The sequence below is a fragment of the Sphingopyxis sp. TUF1 genome (genome assembly GCF_036687315.1).
GTDB classification, from domain to species: domain Bacteria; phylum Pseudomonadota; class Alphaproteobacteria; order Sphingomonadales; family Sphingomonadaceae; genus Sphingopyxis; species Sphingopyxis kveilinensis.
Window position 1 is genome coordinate 566889 of sequence record NZ_CP144683.1, and the last position, 18397, is coordinate 585285.

Sequence of the window (18397 nt, forward strand, 5' to 3'; positions counted from 1 at the left end):
CTGCATAACAACGTGTGTTATTCAGTCAATACAGATAGAGCATTCCTTTTTCCGGCTTCCAATGCCGGAAATCGTCTGCCAGCATCGCCGCCATGCTCTGCCTCCATCAGCGCGTTTTTGCTGTATCCCTAACCCGTCGCCTCCTTGCCGCGGTTGCCTTCGTCCCGCTTGCCGGGTGCAGCATTGCGGCGGTCGATTACGGCAAGATCCGCCACGCCGACTATGTTGCCGACCCGCGCTGCAATGCCCAGCCCGGCGCAGTCGTCGATGGCGGGGCGCTCCCCCATTTTTTTGCGACGAGCCGCCTGCCCGACTGCCGCACGAGCGAGATCGAGCTGCTGCATCACCGCAGCGACAGCGTGCGTTACGGCCGCTTCAACGCGCCGCGCGAGGTCGTGGTGGGCAAGAAAAAGCGCTTCCTGCCCCCGCTCGCGTTTCAGGCGGCGCCCGACTGGTGGCGCGCGCTGCAGGCCGAGACCGACCGGCGGCAGGGCCGCGTGCTGCTCTATGTCCACGGTTATCGCGAGAATTTCTCGACCACGTCGAAGGACGCGGCGCAGATCGCGCGAATGACGGGGTTCGACGGGCCGATCATCGAATATAGCTGGCCGTCGCAGGGCAAGCTGCTGAGCTATGTCGTCGATGAAACGAACATGTATCACGACGTCCGCAACTTCCGCGACTTCCTGAAAGCACTCGCTGAACAGCGCTGGGTGAAGGAGATCGTGATCGTCTCGCACTCCCTCGGCGCACGGCTCGTCATCCCCGCGGTCGCCTACGTCGATCGTGCATCGAGCGATGCCGACAGCAGCAATATCTCGAACATCATCCTCGCTTCGCCCGACATCGACCGCGAAACGTTCGAACGCGACATCGAGGAAGAGGTGCTGTCGGCGCGGCGCGTCGCGAAAGACCGGCGGATCACCATCTACACGTCGCGCGCCGACAAGGCGCTCGCGGCTTCGCGCGCGATCCACGGCTATCCGCGACTGGGCTCGCCTTATTGTTTCAATCCGTTCGAGGCTGCCGACCTCAAGGCGAAGGGCTTCCCCGAACGCTGCTATCCGGCACCGCGTGCCGGACTGACGGTGATCGACACAACCGACGTGTCGCGCGGCTCGACGGGCCACAGCAATTTCCTGCTGAGCGCGCCCGCCTGCCGCGATTTCATTGATGTTGTCGCAGGCAAGCAGATACGGCCCGAACGTGTAGCGACGCCGTGGGCCCATGTGTTCCGGCTGCAGCCCGACCCGGCGCTGACCAAAGAAGAGCATGAAGCGATCTGCCATCGGACCGCCGAGGCGGACGACGACCGCTGAGCCGTCAAAAACCGCACATCACCGCAAAATCGGCGAGCCATACGGCCGGCCCCTCGCCGGTCCACAGCCACAGGCCACCGACCGCGATCGCGGCGAACAGCGCCAGCGCAGCCGCATCCTGCCGCGCCACTTTCATGCCGCCTGCAACCGTTTGACCGGCGTGTCGGCGATCGGGAGGTGGACAAGCCCCGCGAACAGCCCGAGCGCGATCGCAAAGCCCCACGCGATGTTATAGCTGCCCGTCGCATCGAAGATCAGCCCCGCCATCCACGCACCAAAGAAGCTGCCGATCTGATGGCTGAGAAAGACGATGCCATACAGCATCGACAGGTGTCGGACGCCGAAGATGCGCCCGACGATCCCGCTGGTGAGCGGGATCGTGCCGAGCCACAGGAAACCCATCGCGCCGGCGAAGGCGAGCGCGCTCGCATGGGTCAGCGGCAGGAACAGAAAAAGCGCGATCACCGCCGCGCGCGCGGTGTAAAGCGCCGACAGCACATATTTCTGGCGCATCACATCACCCGCGCGGCCAAACACATAGGAACCGAGGATGTTGAACAGCCCGACAAGCGCCAGCACCTGCGCGCCGATCTCGATCCCCAGCCCCTTGTCGTCGAGATAGGCGGGCAGGTGCGTCGCGATGAAAGCGATGTGAAAGCCGCAGACGAAAAAGCCCGCGTTGAGCAGCCAGTACCCGCGGTGAACCGCCGCCTCGCGCAGCGCCTCGCGCGCGCTTTGCTCGACCTCCAGGGTCAGGCTTGCGCCGCCGTCGGCGCGCCCCGCAACCCCGATCGCCAGCAGGCCGCACAGTGCAACCAGCCCCGCCATGATCCACAGCGTCTGGTGATAGCCGATGTCGCCGAGCAGCATCGACGCCAACGGCACGACTAGGAATTGCCCGAGGGAACCGCCCGCGGTGACGATGCCGAACGCGGTGCCGCGCTTTTCAGCACTGACGACGCGGCCGACCGCGCCCAATACGATGACGAAGGTCGTTGCCGACTGCGCCATGCCGATCAGAAGGCCGAAGCTCAGATGCAGCCCGATCGCGTCGGTCGCGAACGCCGCGCCGATCAACCCGAGTGCATAGAGAAGCGCCCCGAAAAAGACGATCCGTCCCGCGCCATGCTTGTCGGCGAGCGCGCCGACAAACGGCTGGACGAGCCCGAACAGCAGGTTCTGAAGCGCCAGCGCAAGCCCGAAATCCGAGCGACTGATGCCGATGTCGACGCTCATCTGCGGCAGGAACAGGCCGAACGACTGGCGCACGCCCATCGCCAGCGTGACGATGAAAGCGGCACAGGCGATGACGACCCACGGGCGTTTCATGGGGGAGAGTGCGGGGGAGCTCATATCGCGCCGATGCGCCTGTGCATGCACGACGTCAAGCGAGCTTAGCTACGCCGCCACCTACATCCACTTTCGTCACCCCGGACTTGATCCGGGGTCCATTCGGCGAGCGAAGGCATGGACCCCGGATCAAGTCCGGGGTGACGATGGGGAGGGACATGATCCGACACTCTTCCTTCCCGCATCAAAGCTGTTTAGAGCCGACTCGAAATGTCCACCCAATCTCCCCTCGACGATTTCAAGGCCGCGCTGTCGAGCGTCGCGCGCGCGGTCACCCGCGATGCCGAGGTCGAGGTGGGCTTCACCGCCGATGCCCCCGCGCAGGTCGGCAAGGCGATCAAGGTGCCGACCCCGTCGCGCACGCTCCCCGCCGATCAGGTCGCCGAGGCACGCGGTTTCGCCGATGGCTATGCGCTGCGGATGAAGCATCATAGCGACAAGATTCACAATGCGGCGCGTCCCGCCGAGCCGATCGCCGCCGCGGCCTTCGATGCGATGGAACGCGCACGGGTCGAGGCGCTGGGCGCGCGGCATATGGCGGGGATGCGCGGCAATCTCGCGGCCAGCCTTGCGATGCGGATGCGGTCGGACCCGATCAGCCGCGCGCAGGACCGGGCCGACGTGCCGATGTCGAGCGCGCTCGAGTTGATGCTGCGCGAGGCGCTGACCGGCGAACGCGCGCCGCAGGGGACCGAGACCGGCCTGTCCTTGGTGCGCGAATGGATCAGCAAGGAGGCGGGCGGCGATTTGACCGCGCTGTCGATGCTGCTCGACGATCAGGCGGCGTTCGCTGAAACCGCGAAAATCGCGCTCCGCCACCTCGACCTCATCCAGAGCGACGAGCCGCTGGAGGAAGGCGCCGAGGATGGCGGCGAAGAGGATCAGACCGAAGCTGAGGAGAGTCAGGAAGAACAGGAAAGCGAAGACGGCGGCTCCGGTGAAAGCCAGGTCGACGCCCGCGCCGAAATGGCAGGCGATCAGGCCGACGACGGCGACAGCGACCCCGACGCGCAGGAAATGGAGGCCGACGGCGAACCCGAAATGGGCGGCGAAGGTGACGAAGGGATGCTGCCCGTCCGCCCCAACCGTCTGCCGAGCGACATTCCCGACTTCAACTACCTCCGCTTTACCGAAAAGCATGACGAGATCATCGCCGCGACCGAGCTTTGCGACGCCGACGAACTCACCCGCCTGCGCGCCTATCTCGACCAGCAGATGCAGCATCTGCAGGGCGCGGTGACCAAGCTCGCGAACCGGCTCCAGCGCCGCCTGATGGCGCAGCAGAACCGCGCATGGGATTTCGATCAGGAGGAGGGGCAGCTCGACGCCGCACGGCTCGCGCGCGTCATCGTCTCCCCCGGCCAGTCGCTGTCCTACAAGATCGAGCGCGACACCGACTTCCGCGACACCGTCGTCTCGCTGCTCATCGACAATAGCGGATCGATGCGCGGACGCCCAATCAGCATCGCCGCGATCAGCGCCGACATCCTCGCGCGAACGCTCGAACGCTGCGGCGTCAAGACCGAAATCCTCGGCTTCACCACGCGTACATGGAAGGGCGGACAGAGCCGCGAGGACTGGCTCACCGCGGGCCGCCCCGCACACCCCGGCCGCCTCAACGACCTCCGCCACATCATCTACAAGCCCGCCGACGAACCCTATCGCCGCGCGCGCAAGTCGCTGGGGCTGATGATGCGTGAAGGGCTGCTCAAGGAAAATATCGACGGCGAAGCGCTGATGTGGGCGCACCAGCGGATTATCAGCCGGCCAGAGGAACGCCGCATCCTGATGGTGATTTCGGACGGAGCACCGGTCGACGACAGCACGCTGTCGGTCAACCACGGCGCCTATCTCGACCAGCATCTGCGCCAGGTCATCGAATGGATCGAAAACCGCTCCCCCGTCGAACTCTGCGCAATCGGCATCGGCCACGATGTAACGCGCTACTACAGCCGCGCGGTGACGATCATGGATGCCGAGCAGCTGGGTGGCACTATGGTGGAGCAATTGGCGGGATTGTTCGACGTCGATTGACCTCCACATATTATGTATATACAATAACCCCCAATGATCCTCTGGGACGAATCGAAGCGTCAGATCAATCTCGCCAAGCACGGTTTCGATTTCGCCGACCTGTCGGAAGAGTTTTTCCGGTCGGCTCAGGTGATCCCGGCGAAGGGTGGTCGGCATATGGCGATCGGGCGACTCGACGATGGAACGATTGCGGTGGTGTTCGCCCTTCTTGGCACCGAAGGGGTGTCGGTGATCTCGATGCGCCACGCCAGCAAAAAGGAAAGAGGCCTGTTATGACAACGACCGGACGCCCGAGCGAAAAGGAAATTCAGCGGATGATCGCCAGTGATCCCGACGCGCCGGAAGCGACCGATGAGCAGTTGGCGCAGGCGCGCCCTTTTGCCGAAGCCTTCCCCGCGCTGGCGGACAAGATGCGCCGGAATGTCAGCGGACGGCCGAAAGCCGACAAGACTAAAGTCGCCGTCTCGATCCGGCTCGACTCCGAAGTGCTCGAAGCCTTCAAGGCTGGCGGCCCCGGCTGGCAGTCGCGTATGAACAAGGCGCTACGCAAGGTCGCGGGAATATGACGTTATGAAATTACAGCGACGGCTCGCTTAACCCCTGAATTCAACACCAAGTTCGAAACAAAGCAAATCTATCCCTCTCCGCCGTGATGGCTCAAGCCGCGATCAGCCGCTTCACGACGAGGTCGGCTTCATGCTCTCTCGCCTTGGCGAGTTCGTAGCGCGACTGCATCCGCAGCAGCGTCTCGGCCTTCACGCCGAACGCCTTCTCAAAGCGGATGGCCATATCGGCGGTCAGCGCCGCGCGGCCATTCAGAACGGCACTCACCGACTGGCGGCTGACGCCGAACGCCTCCGCCACGTCATTGATCGATACGCCATGCGCTTCGACGATCTCGGTCTTCAACCACTCGCCGGCGTGAATCGCGAAAGAGGGGTGAACCTTGATAGCCATCAGTGATAATCCTCCAAGTCCAGGTTGATAATCGCCCCCTGGTCGTCGATCGAGAATGTCATCCGCCAATTGCGCGTGACGGTCATCGCCCATGTCCCGGCCCGGTCCCCCGTCAGGGGGTGCAGGCCATAGTTGGGCGGCGTTCCGAGTTCGTCGATCGTCTCTGCCGCGATGATGAAGTTCACCATTTTGGACAGACGATCGATCAGATCGCCCGACAGGCCCTTCGGCTTGCCCGTCTCGACGAACCGCCGCAGCGCTTTATGACTGATGCTCTCGATCTCCACGAATGGAAAGTATTACTTTACATGCAAAATGTCAAGCGCTGCTTTACATGGAACTGAATTACTGAATTGCGGTGAAGGCTTGCTCAACCCCAAACTCGCCCCGCCGCCGAAAATCTCTGTCCTACACTATAGTCCCGCACTAGCTTCTGCCCATGCGCCATGCCACGCCCCGCCCCCATGACCAGACACCCGCGGCAACGGCGCCGCACGCGATTTCGCTCAAAGCCACAAAGGAGACATTTTCGGCGCGCCCATGCGTATCTTTTGTCGCTTTAAGCGCGGCCGCGCACCCAAAGAAAGTCGCTCTCAACAGAGATTCCGAATGAAGTTGCGCAGTTTTCCGCGCCTTTGGAAAATTTGCTTCCCTCAGCGATCTCTGCGGCCTCTGCGCGAATCTCCATGAGTGCAAGCAAAGACACCCCGCGTGACAACCCCCGCCCCCCTCGTTACAAATCCTGTGTGAAGCAGCAGGGACTCGCGGGCTTACGACGGGCGCCGCTGCGACGATAGGATGCCGAGAGGTCGCCGGCATGATCTGGGGCCGCACCAGCACGGTGCGCGGCTTGAGGGGGCGACACGCATGAAGAAAGCATCCGACCTGTTCATCGAATGCCTTGAGGAAGAAGGCGTCGAATATATTTTCGGCGTGCCGGGCGAGGAAAATCTCGACTTCCTCGACAGCCTGTCGCGATCGAAGAAGATCAAGCTGATCCTGACTCGCCACGAACAGGGCGCGGGCTTTATGGCCGCAACCTATGGTCGCCACACGGGCAAGACCGGCGTCTGCCTCGCGACGCTCGGCCCCGGCGCGACCAACTTTGTCACCGCCGCGGCCTATGCGCAGCTCGGCGGGATGCCGATGATGATGATTACCGGCCAAAAGCCAATCAAGAAGTCCAAACAGGGGCGCTTCCAGATCCTCGACGTCGTCGCGATGATGTTGCCGATCACCAAATTCACCCACCAGATGGCCTCGTCGGACAATATCCCCAGCCGCGTGCGCGAGGCCTTCCGCCTCGCCGAAGAAGAAAAGCCCGGCGCGGTGCATATCGAGCTTCCCGAGGACATCGCCGACGAACATACCGACAGCTTGCCGCTGAAGCGCAGCCATGTCCGCCGGCCCACGGCGGACGTCAAATCGATCCGCGAAGCCGTGAAGGCGCTCGAAAAGGCGAAGTCGCCCGTGCTCGTCATCGGCGCGGGCGCAAACCGCACGATGACCAGCCGGATGCTGCTGCAATTCATCGAAAAGACGGGCATCCCCTTTCTGACCACCCAGCTCGGCAAGGGCGTGATCGACGAGCGGCATCCGAAATTCCTCGGCTGCGCGGCCTTGTCGGCGGGCGATTTCGTCCACCGCGCGGTCGAGGCGTCGGACTGCATCGTCAACCTGGGGCACGATGTGATCGAAAAGCCGCCCTTCTTCATGCAGCGCGGCGGGCCGACGGTGATCCATGTGTCGACCAAGACCGCCGAGGTCGATCCCGTCTATTTCCCCCACATCGAGGTGATCGGCGACATCGCCAACGCGGTGTGGCAGATGAAGGAGGACATCGTTCCCAATGGCGGCTGGAAATTCGACCATCTGCTCGCCTATCGCCAGGCCGAGGTCGAGCATACCGCGCCGCTCGCCAAGGACGACCGCTTCCCGATCTTTCCGCCGCATCTGGTGCAGTCGGTCCGCGACGCGATGCCCGACGACGGCATCATCTGCCTCGACAATGGCGTCTATAAAATCTGGTTCGCGCGGGGCTATACAGCGTGCAAGCCGAACACCGTGCTGCTCGACAATGCGCTCGCGACGATGGGTGCGGGGCTGCCGAGCGCAATGATGTCGGCAATGCTCTATCCCGACCGCAAGGTGATGGCGATCTGCGGCGACGGCGGCTTCATGATGAACAGTCAAGAAATGGAGACCGCGGTGCGCCTCGGCCTCAATCTCACCGTGCTGATCCTCAACGACAACAGCTACGGGATGATCCGCTGGAAACAGGCGAACATGGGCTTCAAGGATTGGGGGCTGACCTATGGCAACCCCGATTTCGTCAAATATGCCGAAAGCTATGGCGCGAACGGCCACCGCGTGGAGAGCGCCGCGCATCTCAAAGCCTTGCTCGCAAATTGCCTCGACACGCCGGGCGTGCATCTGATCGACTGCCCGGTCGATTATTCGGAGAATGACCAGATTTTGAATAATGACATCAAGAGGCTTTCAAAGGAGCTTTGACCTTTCGCCTCCTGCACCCCGGCGAAAGCCGGGGTCCAGAGCGTCCTTGCCCGGCCGTCGCGCGTTCCAGCCCTGGACCCCGGCTTTCGCCGGGGTACGGAGATTTGTAAAATGAAGTTGAAAGACGTCTACCCGCTCTATCTCAACAACAAGGCCGCGCAGCCGAACAGCGACCTCGTCGTCACCGACAAGTTCACCGGCGAGGTCGCCTTTCGCACCGCGCTCGCGACCCCCGACGTCATCGATGAAGCGATCGCCGGCGCCGTGCGCGCCGCAGAGCCGATGGCGCGGCTCGCGAGTTACGAGAAACGCGACGTGCTCGCCCACTGTGTTGCACGCTTTCAGGAGCGGTTTGACGAACTGGCCTATGCGCTCTGCGTCGAGGCGGGCAAGCCTATCGCCGACAGCGAGGGCGAGGTGACCCGCCTGATCGACACCTTCCGCATCGCCGCCGAGGAAGCGACGCGCAATTATGGCGAGGTGCAGCCCCTCGACATTTCGCCGCGCGCCAAGGGCTATATCGGGATGTGGAAGCGTGTGCCGATCGGGCCGTGCAGCTTCATCTCGCCGTTCAACTTCCCGCTCAACCTCGCCGCGCACAAGATTGCGCCCGCGATCGCGATGGGGTGTCCCTTTGTGATGAAGCCCGCATCGCTGACTCCGCTTGGCGCGATCATCATGGGCGAGGTGCTCGCCGAATGCGACGTGCTGCCTGAAGGCGCGTTCAGCATCTTGCCCGCAAGCCGCGACGGCGCCGACCTGTTCACCACCGACGAGCGGTTGAAGCTGCTCAGCTTCACCGGCTCGCCCGGCGTCGGCTGGGAATTGAAGGTCAAGGCGGGGAAGAAAAAGGTAGTGCTCGAACTCGGCGGCAACGCCGCGGTGGTTGTCGACAGCGACGCCGACCTCGATCATGCGCTCGAACGCATCATCTTCGGCGGCTATTACCAATCGGGGCAAAGCTGCATCCATGTGCAGCGCGCGATCATCCACGCCGACGTTTACGACAAATTCCGCGACATGCTCACCGCGCGGGTCAAGTCTCTGAAATCGGGCGATCCCAAGCATCGCAACACCTTCATCGGCCCGATGATCTCCGCCAAGGAAGCGCAGCGGCTGAAGGGCTGGATCGACGACGCGGTCGCGGCGGGCGCAACGCTGCTCGCGGGCGGCGGTTGCGACGGCAATATGCTTGAAGCGACCTTGCTCGAAAATGTTCCCGCCGATACCGACGTCGTGCGCGAGGAAGCCTTTGGCCCCGTGGTCATCCTGTCGAAATTCACCGACTGGAAGGCGGCGCTCGCCGACGTGAACGATAGCAAATTCGGCCTGCAAGCCGGCATCTTCACACGCGACATCCACAAGATACTGGAAGCGTGGGACGATCTCGACGTAGGCGGCATCGTCGTCAACGATGTCTCCTCCTACCGCGTCGACAATATGCCCTATGGCGGGGTGAAGGACAGCGGCCTCGGCCGCGAAGGTGTGCGCTTTGCAATGGAAGATATGAGCGAAATCAGGAATTTGGTCATCCGGCGAACGTGATCCTAAACGGCGTCATTGCGAGCGAAGCGAAGCAATCCAGAGCGGTTTACGCCTACTCTGGATTGCCGCGTCGCCTCCGGCTCCTCGCAATGACGGCGATAAAATCGTCCCCCTGTCACCAAACCGCCTTCGAACCGTCCCCGAACCGACGCGGTTCTGAATCGCACAGTGTAACAAAACTCCTGTCTAGGCCGGGGGCAGCCAAAGGCTGCTTACGGAGTGAGACATGGCATCGATTTCGACCCTGCCGATACCCGCCCGATTTGCCGACCCTTTTTCGACCGAACCGCATATCCCCGAGCGCGTGATCGGCGAACGGCGGAGCTATCGCACGGTGTGGGTCAGCGACATCCATCTTGGTACGCGGGGGTGCAATGCGCCGCTGCTGATCGACTTTTTCGACCATGTCGATTGCGAAACGCTGTACCTGGTCGGCGACATCATCGACGGCTGGCGGCTCAAGAAACGCCATTTTTGGCCGCCCGAGCATAATGACGTGGTCTGGCGCGTGCTGAAGCGGGCGAAGCGCGGTACCCGCGTCGTCTATGTCCCCGGCAACCATGACGAGATGGTGCGCCCTTTCGACGGCTTCGATTTCGGCGGGGTCGAAATCCGCCGCGAGGCGATCCACGAGACCGCTGACGGCCGCAAGCTGCTGATCGTCCACGGCGACGAATTCGACGCGGTGATGCTGGCGCACCGCTGGCTCGCCTTCGTCGGCGACGCCGCCTACACCACGCTGATGAAGTGCAATGTCGTGGTCAACTGGTTCCGCGGCAAGCTCGGCCTGCCCTATTGGTCACTGTCGATGGTCGCCAAGCACAAGGTCAAGAATGCGGTGCAATTCATCGGCCGCTACGAGGAAGTCGTTGCCCATGCGGCGCGCTCGCGCGGGGTCGACGGGGTCGTCTGCGGCCACATCCACAGCGCCGAGATGCGCGAGATCGAAGGCACCGAATATTATAATGACGGTGACTGGGTCGAGGGTTGCACCGCGCTGGTGGAGCATCATGACGGACGGATGGATATCCTCCATTGGGCAAAAGAAGTCGCCGCGCGGAGCGCGCCGACGCAGCTCGCACTGCCCGCCGCCGCATGAGGATATTGATCGTCACCGACGCGTGGGAGCCGCAGGTCAACGGCGTCGTCCGCACGCTCCAGGCGACAATCGGCGAGCTTCACGCCGCGGGGCATGATGTGGAAATCATCTCGCCCGAGCTGTTTCGATCGATCCCCTGCCCCTCCTATGCCGAAATTCGCCTCGCCTTTGCCGGTCGGCGCGCGGTCGGCCGCCGCATCCGTGCCTTTGCCCCGCAGGCGATTCATATTTCGACCGAAGGGCCGCTCGGGCTTGCGGCACGACGCTGGTGTCTCGACAACAGCTTTCCCTTCACCACCGCCTACCACACGCGCTTTCCCGAATATGTCGCGGCGCGATTGCCCGTGTCACCCGCCGTCGTCTGGCGCTTCATCCGCTGGTTCCACCGTCCCGCGCGGCACGTCATGGTTGCGACGCGCAGCTTGGCGGACGAACTGGCCGATCAAGGCCTTACCCAAACGATGATGTGGGAACGCGGCGTCGACCACGGCCTGTTCCACCCCGACCGCGCGCCGCATCCCGCCTATGTCGCCCTCGCGCGTCCGATCCAGCTTTATGTCGGCCGCGTTGCGGTCGAGAAAAATATCGGCGCCTTCCTCGAGTGCGACCAGCCCGGCACGAAAGTCATCGTCGGCGACGGCCCCGCACTCGCCGACCTCAAGGCCCGCCATCCCGGCGCGCTGTTCCTTGGAAAACTCGACGGTGAGGTGCTTGCTTCGGCCTATGCGGGCGCCGACGTCTTCGTCTTTCCCAGCCGCACCGACACCTTCGGCCTCGTCGTGATTGAGGCGCTTAGCTGCGGCACGCCGGTCGCTGCCTACCCGGTGCCCGGACCAGGTGACATCGTGTCGGAGGATGCCGGCGCGCTCGACGAAAATCTTGACCGTGCGATCGACCGCGCGCTTGCGTGCGACCGCCGCGACGCCGCGGCGCTCGGCGCGCGTTACAGCTGGACAAGCTGCACCGCGCAGTTCGCGCGCGCGCTGTCCTTCGTTCCTGTCGACCCTGCCTCCGGCGCCGAATTGGGAACCGCAGGCCTTACCACCTAAAAGGTCTTGCGCCACTCGAGCTCGATATAGCGGCCCAGCGGATCGATATATCCCGGCTGATAGTTCAGCGGCACCACACCGTTCGCATCGGTGATCTTGCGCTGCGCATCGAACAGATTGTCAATCGACAGCCGCAGGCGCGAGCCTTTGAGGAAGGGCAGTTTTTCGGTCAGCTTGGGTTGCTGGTCGAAGCCGACGAAGAAGCGCAGATTGAAAGTCGCGAGGTCACCAAAGTCAAGGTCGCCTGCGTTCCCGCCGGTTACTGAACTGCCGCTGTCATATTTCGCGCTCAAACGCATGCCCATGCCCTTGTAAAAGACACCGCCGTCGAGTTCGAGCAGGTGGCGGTTCGACCCGCCGCCGCTGCCCGTCGCCGATCCGCCGAGCAGATCGAGTTCGGGCACGCCGGGGCGGATCAGCACCGTGTCGGTGAGCTTGAGCGTATGATAGAGCGACACCTGCCAGCGGCCACCCTGCGGCCCGCCGCCCAACATGCGCCCCATACCGCCGCGACCGCGCCCGCCGGCGCGTTCCCCGCCCTGGCCGCGCGGACCGGCACGCTGTTCGGACTGCCCAAAGCTCTTGCCGAAGTTAAGGCCCCAGCGGATCTGCGAATTTTCGCTACGGTCGAAATTGACCGGCCGCTGATCGATCGCGACGAGCACGCCGTTCGCATCGCGCGTCACGCGGTCGGGAAATGCCGCCTCGATTTCCGGCGTCAGCAAGGGGAAGCTGTTTGCCGTGTCATAGCTTTTGTTGCGGTTGTAGTTGACCGACAAGCTCAGCCCGTCGACCATCGGTGGAGACCAGTTCAGCCCCAGCTTGAGGTCGCGGCGCTGTTCGGCAAGCAGGAATGGATTGCCGCCGGTCGTCGTCGTGATCTGCACTGTGCGCCCGGTGGCGAAGTCGTAATAGGTCACCGCCGGCGTCACCAGCGGCGCCGCGCCGAGTTGCTGGATGCCCGGTGCGGCCTCGTCGCTGTTATAGCTCGCGATCAGCGACAGGCTGTCGGTAACGCCCCAGTTCAAATTCGCGCCCCAGCTTTTGAGCGCTGCGAAATCGCTTGGATTCTGGACCTGTCCGCTGAGTGTCAGCGACAGCGTACCGACCTTGCCGACCTCGTAATCGGGATCAAGCAGCGGCACGGTCAACGATCCGAACACGCCGGGAAGATCGCGCGACAGATTGGTGGTCGTCACTCCATCGGCGCGCTCCGACCGGCTGTTGAAGCGCAGTCCCGAATAGCTGCCGGTCATCGACAGGCGGATCGGCCCCGCCCACCCTTCGGTCACAGTGCCCGACAGGTTGGCGTTGCCGCCAAAAGTCTGCTGGCTGCTGTCGAAGCGGTCGACCGAACCGTCGATGCGGTCGGTAAAGGTCCGCTGGTCGGCGTCGGCATAATTACCCGTGACCGACCAGCGCCAGTCCCCGAGCATCCCGTTGACACTGGCGGTGGACGTCAGGTTGCGCGCGCGGCTGTCGCGTTCCAGCGGATCGCCGACGCCGCCCGGACCGGGTCCGAGCAGCGACAGCGTGTCGGTCTGGTCGAGCCGCAGGTTGATCGACGCGTCGGTGACCTTGTTCAGGCTGCGCTGGATGGTGGCGTCGATGCGATATTCGTCGGATGCGCCAATCAGACTGCGCGCGGGAGCTTCGGCCGCCTGCGCCGGATCGTCATATTCGAGGTCGCGCTCGCTTTCGCGCAGCATCGACTTGCTTTCCCAGCCGGCGTTGATGTTGACACGGCCGCGGTCGGTAATCACGAGAAAGCTAGGCTCGATTTCATTCTGAAAAGAGCCGCCCTGCGTCGGAATGCCTCCTTCGGCTTCGACCGAAACCTGCCGGAAATTGGGTTTAAGAACCAGATTGACGACGCGCTCGTCGGCCGAATAGCCATATTGCAGCGCAACTTCTTCGGGAAAGATTTCGACCTTGGCGATCGCTTCGGGGGGCAGGTTGCGGACCTCTCCGAAGCCGCCGATGCGCCGCCCGTTGACGAGAATGATCGGCCGCCCGCCACCACGCCCGCGCCCCGATCGCGTCTGCGGCGCCAGCGCTGCGAGCAATTCGGCGACGTTCGACACGCCATAGCTGGCGATCGCGGCTTCATCGAGTTCGGCTTCGGCCTTGATGTCGGTGTCGAGCTGGCCCGCAAGGCGCGGCGCGGTGACGACGATCTCGTCCTCGGCATAATCATCATAGCCGTCGTCGATCGTTTCCGCCGCCGCGGGCACCTGATCGGCGGGTTGGTCGGCTACCGCGGCGGCCACCGGCTGGCCAATCGGCGCCTGCGCCACAACGGGCAGCGCAAAGGACCCGCCAGCCGCCAGCAGAGCAGCACGCACAGAAATCGAAAGACGGGCATTATTCATGGGGGAGAGCCTTGTTCTTTTCTGTCTTGGTTTTTCATTTGCAGGTCGCGAGCTTAACACCCGCTGACGCCATTCTTTGTTGGGCGTTCACTTATGTCGCAATTGTCGCAACAATATGTCGGGGCGATGCTTGTTCGACGGACGGCCCGTATCGACGGCTGGACAGCATGGCCCGGCTTCCTTATCGGCCAGCCATGCCGACTCCCGACTCCTCTGCCGCCCCTGAATCGATCCTGATCATCGACTTCGGATCGCAAGTCACCCAGCTCATCGCCCGCCGCGTCCGCGAGGCCGGCGTCTATAGCGAGATCGTTCCATTCAGCGCCGCCGAAGCCGCACTCGAACGGCTGCAACCCAAGGGCGTGATCCTGTCGGGCTCCCCTGCTTCGGTTCCCGCCGACGGCAGCCCGCGCGCGCCGCAGTCGGTATTCGACAGCGGCCTGCCCATCCTCGGCATCTGTTACGGCCAGCAGGTGATGAGCCAGCAGCTTGGCGGGCGGGTCGAGCCCGGCGGCGCCGACGGCGAACGCGACGGCGAATTCGGCCGCGCTTTCCTGACCGTCACCGAACCTTGCGTGCTGTTCGACGGATTATGGGAAGTCGGCGAGCGGCATCAGGTGTGGATGAGCCACGGCGATCGCGTCACGAAATTCGCCCCCGGTTTCCGCATCGTCGCGATCAGCGATGGCGCACCTTTTGCGCTGATCGCCGACGACGAGCGCCGCTATTATGGCACGCAATTCCACCCCGAAGTTGTCCACACGCCCGACGGCGCGAAGCTGATCGCCAATTTCGTCCGCCACGTCTGCTGCTGTTCGGGCGACTGGACGATGGCCGAGTTCCGCGCCACGAAAATCGCCGAAATCCGCGCCCAGGTCGGCGACCAGCGTGTACTGTGCGGCCTGTCGGGCGGGGTCGACAGCGCGGTCGCCGCGGTGCTGATCCACGAAGCGGTCGGCGAACAGCTGACCTGCGTCTTCGTCGACCACGGCCTTCTGCGCATGAACGAACGCGAACAGGTCGAGCGCCTGTTCCGCGATCATTACAACATCCCGCTCGTCGTGGTGGACGCCGAGGAGCGCTTCATGGCGGGCCTTGCGGGCGTCACCGACCCCGAAAAGAAGCGCAAGTTCATCGGCGCCGAGTTCATCAACGTCTTCGAGGAGGAAGCGAAGAAGATCGGCGGCGCCGATTTCCTGGCGCAAGGAACGCTCTATCCCGACGTGATTGAATCGGTGAGCTTCACCGGCGGGCCGAGCGTCACGATCAAGAGCCACCACAATGTCGGCGGCCTGCCCGAGCGGATGAACATGCAGCTGGTCGAGCCGCTGCGCGAGCTGTTCAAGGACGAGGTCCGCCTGCTCGGCAAGGAGCTGGGCCTGCCCGACATTTTCGTCGGTCGCCACCCCTTCCCCGGCCCCGGCCTCGCGATCCGTATTCCGGGCGAAGTCAGCAAGGAACGCTGCGACATCCTGCGCAAGGCCGACGCCGTGTATCTTGAAGAAATCCGCAATGTCGGGTTGTATGATGCGATCTGGCAGGCGTTCGCCGTGCTGCTCCCCGTGAAGACCGTCGGGGTGATGGGTGACGGGCGGACGTACGACCATGTCTGCGCGCTCCGCGCCGTCACCTCGACCGATGGCATGACCGCCGACATCTACCCCTTCGACGCCAGTTTCTTGAGCCGCTGCGCGACGCGCATCATCAACGAGGTGCAGGGCATCAACCGCGTCGTGTATGACTATACGTCGAAGCCGCCCGGCACGATCGAGTGGGAGTGACGGCGCGTCGTCACATCATCCGTGGCAGCGCCGCCGCCAGCGCGTCGATCGCCGCGCGGATTCGGGCAGGCAGAGGCGTGGTGCGCAGCCAGAGGGCGTGGACCGGATAGGGGAAACGCCCGGCTTCGGGTAAAAGCTCGACCAGCGCGCCGCTATCCAACCGTTCGCGCACGAGCCACGAGGGCACCCACGCCAGCCCCAGCCCTGCCTCGGCGGTGGCGGCGAGCGCCTCCAGATCGCTGAAGCGCCACTGCGCCTTGGGCACATAGCGGATTGCCACTTCGCCGGGCCCCGGGAAAAGCCAGGGTGGAAGGGCGCCCGACCGGCGATAGGCGAGCGTCGCATGATGATCGAGATCCGCCAGATCGCGCGGCGTTCCGCGCTCGTTCAAATAGGCGGGAGCACCCACCACAACCATCTGCTGCGTCGCCAGCCGCCGCGTCAGATAGTCGGTCCCCCCAGCAAGTTCGCCGGTACGGATCGCCAGATCGAAGCCATCATCGATCAGATCGCCCAGATGGTCGCTGAACGCGAGGTCGAGTTCGAGCCTTGGAAAACGCCGCGCGAGATCGACGAGAACCGGCGCGACGCAAACGCGCCCGAAATGCACCGGCATCGTCACGCGCAGCCGCCCGGCGAGATCGGCTACCTCGCTTTCGGCGAGCGCGTCGGCGGCGGCCATGTCGGCAAGAATCGCCTTTGCGCGTTCATAATAAGCGGCGCCGAAATCGGTGAGCGCCTGCCGCCGCGTCGTGCGGTGAATCAGTCGCGCGCCAAGCCGGCGTTCAAGCAACTGGATATGTTTGCCGACCATCGGACCGGAAATCTCCAATGCCTGTGCGGCAGCCGTGAACGAGCCCGTTTCGACGACTTTCACGAAGGCAGTGAGGCTGGCAAAGCGATCCATTGCGAACCTGTAGTTTTTACTGTTGGCTGATTGCGACGATATATCAACATAATGACCGCCGGTATCGAACATTTCTCACCAGAAGAAAGGAATGAAGATGCCGCGCGCTGTGATATTCGACCAATTCGGAGGACCCGAGGTTCTGCGTATCGGCGAGATTGCCGCTGCCGCCCCGCGCGACGGCGAGGTCCGCATCCGCGTCCGCGCGCTCGGGCTGAACCGCGCCGAGGCGCTGATGCGGCGCGGGCAGTATATCGAGCACCCGACCCTTCCCGCGCGCCTCGGTCTTGAAGCCGCCGGGATCGTCGATGCCATCGGGCCGGGGGTGAGCGGGCTGGCGGTAGGCGACGCAGTCGGCGTCATTCCGCCAATTTCGATGATCGCGCATCCGACGCATGGCGAACTTGCGGCGCTGCCTGCAAGGCACGTCGTCAAGAACCCGGCCGGGCTGGATTGGGAAAGTGCCGCGGCGCTGTGGATGGCTTATCTGACCGCCTATGGCGCGCTGGTCGAGGTGGCGCAGATCAAGGCGGGCGATTTCGTCGTCGTCACCGCGGCGTCGAGCAGCGTCGGCATAGCAGCGATCCAGATCGCCAACATGGTGGGCGCCCGACCCATTGCGGTGACGCGCACGTCGGCGAAACGCGCGGCGCTGGTCGCCGCGGGCGCCGCACATGTCGTCGCGTTCGAGGAGGAAGCGGTCGCCGAACGGCTGATCGCCATTGTCGGATCGACCGGGGTGCGTGCTACGCTCGACGCCGTCGGCGGTCCGATCGTCGAAGCGCTGGCCGCGGCGATGGCGCCGAACGGAATCGTGATCGAATATGGCGGGCTTGGCGCACAGCCGACGCCCTTTCCAATGCCCGCCGCGCTCGCCAAACGACTGACCCTTCGCGGCTATCTGGTCCACGAGGTGATCGAGGATAACCATCGCCTCGATGCGGCCAAAGCCTTCATTCTTGGCGGCCTGGCAACCGGCGCGTTGAAACCGGTGATCGACAGGGTTTTTGCCTTCGGCGATATTGCCGAAGCTTACCGCCATCTGGAATCGAACGCGCAGTTCGGCAAAGTGGTGGTTACGGTTTAGCGCGCCGCCGGCCGGATCAGGTCGTCCGCACAGCAACGACATCGCGCCGAGCGACCCAGTCGCTCGCTTCGACCCACCATTCACCGAGCGCGTCGATCAGCGGGACGAGGCGCAGCCCCGCGGGCGTCAGATCATATTCGACGCGGCGCGGATAGCCGTCGAATTCGGTGCGCTGGACAATGCCCGCGTCCTCGAGCTTGCGCAGTTCAAGCGTCAGCATCTTGTGCGAGATCGTCGGATTGTCGCGCTGCAAGTCGCTGAATCTCTTGGTCCCGTCGCTGAGATAATAGAGGAGCAGGGTCGGCCAGCGCCCGCTCAGCACCTGCATCACTTCCTCGATCGGACAGCGCGTCACCAACTCTTTCATCATCATCCCCATGGTT

General features: G+C 63.7%; 17 protein-coding genes. 10 read left to right on the plus strand and 7 right to left on the minus strand.

The genetic code is table 11. The features are described 5' to 3' along the window. Positions 1-92 precede the first annotated feature (92 nt). Complete coding sequence (locus VSX77_RS02725) at positions 93-1319, plus strand: alpha/beta hydrolase (protein WP_338426134.1); 1227 nt, start codon at positions 93-95, stop codon at positions 1317-1319. 4 nt (positions 1320-1323) lie between these two features. On the opposite strand, the gene VSX77_RS02730 is transcribed toward VSX77_RS02725, so the two are convergent. Together VSX77_RS02730 and VSX77_RS02735 are read right to left on the minus strand one after the other, a co-directional pair. Further along, positions 1324-1455: a hypothetical protein gene (locus VSX77_RS02730; RefSeq protein WP_338426135.1), complete on the minus strand. Its 132-nt coding sequence runs from the start codon at positions 1453-1455 to the stop codon at positions 1324-1326. Then, positions 1452-2648, minus strand: coding sequence for an MFS transporter (locus tag VSX77_RS02735; RefSeq protein WP_338426136.1), 1197 nt, complete (start codon positions 2646-2648; stop codon positions 1452-1454). The genes VSX77_RS02730 and VSX77_RS02735 overlap by 4 nt, the downstream gene beginning before the upstream one ends. A gap of 231 nt (positions 2649-2879) precedes the next feature. Between VSX77_RS02735 and cobT the strand changes: the two genes are divergently transcribed. From cobT to VSX77_RS02750, 3 genes are read left to right on the plus strand one after another with little or no spacing between them, the layout of a single operon-like run. Further along, positions 2880-4703: a cobaltochelatase subunit CobT gene (gene cobT, locus VSX77_RS02740; protein WP_338426137.1), complete on the plus strand. Its 1824-nt coding sequence runs from the start codon at positions 2880-2882 to the stop codon at positions 4701-4703. Positions 4704-4736: 33 nt separating this feature from the next. Then, positions 4737-4979 (plus strand): BrnT family toxin, encoded by a 243-nt coding sequence (locus tag VSX77_RS02745; protein ID WP_338426138.1) that lies wholly within the window; start codon positions 4737-4739, stop codon positions 4977-4979. Beyond that, positions 4976-5269: a BrnA antitoxin family protein gene (locus VSX77_RS02750; protein WP_338426139.1), complete on the plus strand. Its 294-nt coding sequence runs from the start codon at positions 4976-4978 to the stop codon at positions 5267-5269. Before VSX77_RS02745 ends, VSX77_RS02750 begins: the two co-directional genes overlap by 4 nt. A gap of 91 nt (positions 5270-5360) precedes the next feature. Here the strand turns inward: VSX77_RS02750 and VSX77_RS02755 are convergent, their stop codons facing one another. Continuing rightward, on the minus strand, positions 5361-5660 hold the full coding sequence (locus tag VSX77_RS02755) for a HigA family addiction module antitoxin (protein ID WP_338426140.1): 300 nt from the start codon (positions 5658-5660) through the stop codon (positions 5361-5363). After that, on the minus strand, positions 5660-5947 hold the full coding sequence (locus VSX77_RS02760; protein ID WP_338426141.1) for a type II toxin-antitoxin system RelE/ParE family toxin: 288 nt from the start codon (positions 5945-5947) through the stop codon (positions 5660-5662). The genes VSX77_RS02755 and VSX77_RS02760 overlap by 1 nt, the downstream gene beginning before the upstream one ends. Before the next feature lie 580 nt (positions 5948-6527). Here VSX77_RS02760 and VSX77_RS02765 point away from each other — a divergent pair. The 4 genes from VSX77_RS02765 (at position 6528) to VSX77_RS02780 (ending at position 11867) form a co-directional block, all read left to right on the plus strand. Continuing rightward, positions 6528-8174, plus strand: a complete 1647-nt coding sequence (locus VSX77_RS02765) for an acetolactate synthase large subunit (protein ID WP_338426142.1) — start codon at positions 6528-6530, stop codon at positions 8172-8174. A gap of 111 nt (positions 8175-8285) precedes the next feature. Next, positions 8286-9719, plus strand: coding sequence for an aldehyde dehydrogenase family protein (locus VSX77_RS02770; protein WP_338426143.1), 1434 nt, complete (start codon positions 8286-8288; stop codon positions 9717-9719). A gap of 226 nt (positions 9720-9945) precedes the next feature. Then, the gene (locus tag VSX77_RS02775) at positions 9946-10818 is read left to right on the plus strand and encodes a UDP-2,3-diacylglucosamine diphosphatase (RefSeq protein WP_338426144.1); all 873 of its coding nucleotides are present in this window, start codon (positions 9946-9948) and stop codon (positions 10816-10818) included. Further along, positions 10815-11867 carry a glycosyltransferase family 4 protein gene (locus VSX77_RS02780; protein ID WP_338426145.1) on the plus strand — a complete coding sequence of 351 codons (1053 nt, stop codon included), beginning with the start codon at positions 10815-10817 and terminating at the stop codon, positions 11865-11867. The genes VSX77_RS02775 and VSX77_RS02780 overlap by 4 nt, the downstream gene beginning before the upstream one ends. On the opposite strand, the gene VSX77_RS02785 is transcribed toward VSX77_RS02780, so the two are convergent. Next, a complete protein-coding gene (locus VSX77_RS02785) occupies positions 11864-14239 on the minus strand; it encodes a TonB-dependent receptor plug domain-containing protein (RefSeq protein ID WP_338426146.1) in 2376 nt (791 codons plus the stop codon). The two genes, VSX77_RS02780 and VSX77_RS02785, sit on opposite strands and share 4 nt — an antisense overlap. 167 nt (positions 14240-14406) lie before the next feature. Between VSX77_RS02785 and guaA the strand changes: the two genes are divergently transcribed. Then, a complete protein-coding gene (gene guaA, locus VSX77_RS02790; RefSeq protein ID WP_338426147.1) occupies positions 14407-16020 on the plus strand; it encodes a glutamine-hydrolyzing GMP synthase in 1614 nt (537 codons plus the stop codon). Positions 16021-16030: 10 nt separating this feature from the next. Here the strand turns inward: guaA and VSX77_RS02795 are convergent, their stop codons facing one another. After that, the gene (locus tag VSX77_RS02795; RefSeq protein ID WP_338426148.1) at positions 16031-16927 is read right to left on the minus strand and encodes a LysR family transcriptional regulator; all 897 of its coding nucleotides are present in this window, start codon (positions 16925-16927) and stop codon (positions 16031-16033) included. A 97-nt stretch (positions 16928-17024) separates the two neighbouring features. Here VSX77_RS02795 and VSX77_RS02800 point away from each other — a divergent pair, with 97 nt between their 5' ends. Then, positions 17025-18014, plus strand: a complete 990-nt coding sequence (locus VSX77_RS02800; RefSeq protein WP_338426149.1) for a zinc-dependent alcohol dehydrogenase family protein — start codon at positions 17025-17027, stop codon at positions 18012-18014. A gap of 16 nt (positions 18015-18030) precedes the next feature. Here VSX77_RS02800 and VSX77_RS02805 read toward each other — a convergent pair whose 3' ends face one another. Next, on the minus strand, positions 18031-18381 hold the full coding sequence (locus VSX77_RS02805; RefSeq protein WP_338426150.1) for a winged helix-turn-helix transcriptional regulator: 351 nt from the start codon (positions 18379-18381) through the stop codon (positions 18031-18033). Positions 18382-18397: the final 16 nt, after the last annotated feature.